Source organism: Lactobacillus hominis DSM 23910 = CRBIP 24.179, assembly GCF_000296835.1.
Classification (GTDB): domain Bacteria; phylum Bacillota; class Bacilli; order Lactobacillales; family Lactobacillaceae; genus Lactobacillus; species Lactobacillus hominis.
In genome coordinates, this window is sequence record NZ_CAKE01000033.1 from 1 (window position 1) to 2225 (window position 2225).

Consider the following 2225-nt stretch of genomic DNA (forward strand, 5'->3'; position numbering starts at 1 on the left):
TTTAAGCTTGGATCAGGAGCTTCAACCACAATTGGGTAATGGTTCTCCGTGTATTCGTGTAAAGTGGTGATTGTGTCAAAAGGGACGTCATCCGTAGACATCCAGTAGTAGTATTCTTGTGCCATAATTATTTTTCCTTCCATAAATAAAAAAGCCCTCGCTGGGGCTTTATCTAACTATATATGTGGTAGATTTCACATCTTTAGCTTTAACGTAATAAGCATTAGGTTCAGAACCTAAAACATAATATTTTGTATTATCTCGCCAAACAACACGATTAATTGAAAAGCCGGAAATATCTTCATCAAATGGCTCACTAAGATGTGTTTGTGTTCCATCTGACATTAACTGATAAACATCAACAAAATAGTGTTGCTCCCCAATTCTCCAACAATTAGGATCAGGAACATATCTATATTTTCCAATTAAAATTTCTTCAATCATATAACCACCCCACTTTCAAGGTGGCTAAACAGCCGTATATAGAGGGCTTTAGCTACCCCCCCATTATAAATAAAGGTGGCGTCTTTCAATAAAGGCTTAATATCATCATACTTATACCAATAATTATAATTGTATCGTATCATCATATGTATAAATTTTTCTCCATTTGGAGCAGTAATTACCCCCATTATTAAATACAACATGCTTGTTGAAATAGCCCCATTGTTGTATTCGTCTGGAGTCAAACTTGAAAATACTATTCTATCAGTATTTGTATTTGCATCTGGATAAAAATTCATATAATAGCGTGCAATTGATGGATTATTACTATTAAATTGAACAATTTTACCAGCTAGTTTAGGAACAAACACACCTTCAACAGTCATAATTTCAGAGATAGCCATTTATGCCACCTCCAAGCCATGAAAACGTTGATATATCAGTCTATAGAGGGACCTAATTACCCCCCCGAAATTAGCTGGACGTCACTAGCTTTAACAACGTAGTGCGTAACGCCTTCGCCATACATACCACCCCCACCGCAATAAAAGCAATAAAACTTCTGACCAGCATAGCTTCCTTTATTTGGAATAATCGTCGCCATAGGTCTGTCTGAGTATCTTGTGATACTACTTAGTGGTAGTCTATAGGCACTCCCAATAGATGTATCATAGTTCACATTGACCTCAATGTTGTTTTCACTACCTGAAACTCGATAAGTATCTACAAGGTCGTCTTTATTAGAAACGTGCATAGCACTAATATCTTTAATGAATTTTCCGGCACTTGTAATGATTTCGCTAATAACCATTTAACACACCGCCCCTCTTAAAGAAAAACGATGCAATAGCTTGATAAAGGCGGATTTTACCCCCCCATGAAAGTTAAATCACTATATTTCACAATGACCTGAGCTAGCGCGTAACTATCTTCTCCAAAAGGTTCATAACTATATCCTGATTCTCCGCCTTGAGTTAAGCTATAAAAAATATTTCTCGCACCGCTTTGAATAACAGCATATAAAACATCTTTCAAAATAAAAACTGATTGAAAAGTAAAACCAGAGTCATAACCGTCTGAATATCCAAATAAATTTTTATTATTTAAATCGTAATAAGGAATTCCTTTATTAATTTTTACTCTAGTTCCGGCTGGCAACATTTTTACATACTTACCTTCACTTGTCATGATTTCTTTAATCATTGTTATCTATCCTTTCACCATAATAATCGCATTCGGGTGGCTGGCTAAATACGTGTTGCCCTCAGCTTCACTATTAACAACGTGAATGTCTGGCATTTTAGCGTTTAGTTCATTTATTCGATTGTTAACGTTTGTGATATCACTCTTCCAGGCAATGTCTTCATGCCATACTGGGGCATTACCGTTACCACCAATAATTCGTGCGGTGTGGTTACTGTAACTAACATTTAAAACGCCTTTAGTATCACCACCACCAAAAGCAATTCCAGCTGAGTTGCCACCTAACGTGTTTCCACCACCCGTATCATCACGGATAGAAACTAGAATTTGATTTGAATTAGGAACACCTAAAATATCTTGCCAGTTATTGTTAGTGGTTATTCGTCTAAAAAGAGGTGCTGCAACGTTAGTTTTAGCTTGAAGTGCATCTGTGGCGTTTTTATTGTTGGATGCAAGATTTCTAACTGAGTTCAATTCGTCAGAGTCAGCAACTTCCTTCCACGTGCCATAATTATTCCCTTCCCAATATCTATAAGCAAAAGGCTGCTGACCTGATCCTCCTACCGGAATCCATACTT

4 protein-coding genes and 1 pseudogene are annotated in these 2225 nt (G+C 36.7%); all 5 read right to left on the reverse strand.

Translation table 11 applies throughout. The features are described 5' to 3' along the window. Positions 1 to 168: 168 nt before the first annotated feature. Positions 169 to 444, reverse strand: coding sequence for a hypothetical protein (locus tag BN55_RS08750; RefSeq protein ID WP_008471751.1), 276 nt, complete (start codon positions 442 to 444; stop codon positions 169 to 171). Continuing rightward, complete coding sequence (locus tag BN55_RS08755) at positions 441 to 848, reverse strand: hypothetical protein (protein ID WP_008471752.1); 408 nt, start codon at positions 846 to 848, stop codon at positions 441 to 443. Before BN55_RS08755 ends, BN55_RS08750 begins: the two co-directional genes overlap by 4 nt. A 56-nt stretch (positions 849 to 904) precedes the next feature. Continuing rightward, the gene (locus tag BN55_RS08760) at positions 905 to 1255 is read right to left on the reverse strand and encodes a hypothetical protein (protein ID WP_008471753.1); all 351 of its coding nucleotides are present in this window, start codon (positions 1253 to 1255) and stop codon (positions 905 to 907) included. A 56-nt stretch (positions 1256 to 1311) separates the two neighbouring features. Then, a complete protein-coding gene (locus BN55_RS08765) occupies positions 1312 to 1647 on the reverse strand; it encodes a hypothetical protein (RefSeq protein ID WP_008471754.1) in 336 nt (111 codons plus the stop codon). A gap of 6 nt (positions 1648 to 1653) precedes the next feature. Beyond that, positions 1654 to 2225 (reverse strand): annotated as a pseudogene (locus BN55_RS10110) (hypothetical protein); the annotation flags it as partial.

Coding starts and splice junctions, on each gene's coding strand:
- BN55_RS08765 (WP_008471754.1), bottom strand. CDS start 1,647: ATGATTAAAGAAATCATGACAAGTGAAGGTAAGTATGTAAAAATGTTG.
- BN55_RS08755 (WP_008471752.1), bottom strand. CDS start 848: ATGGCTATCTCTGAAATTATGACTGTTGAAGGTGTGTTTGTTCCTAAA.
- BN55_RS08760 (WP_008471753.1), bottom strand. CDS start 1,255: ATGGTTATTAGCGAAATCATTACAAGTGCCGGAAAATTCATTAAAGAT.
- BN55_RS08750 (WP_008471751.1), bottom strand. CDS start 444: ATGATTGAAGAAATTTTAATTGGAAAATATAGATATGTTCCTGATCCT.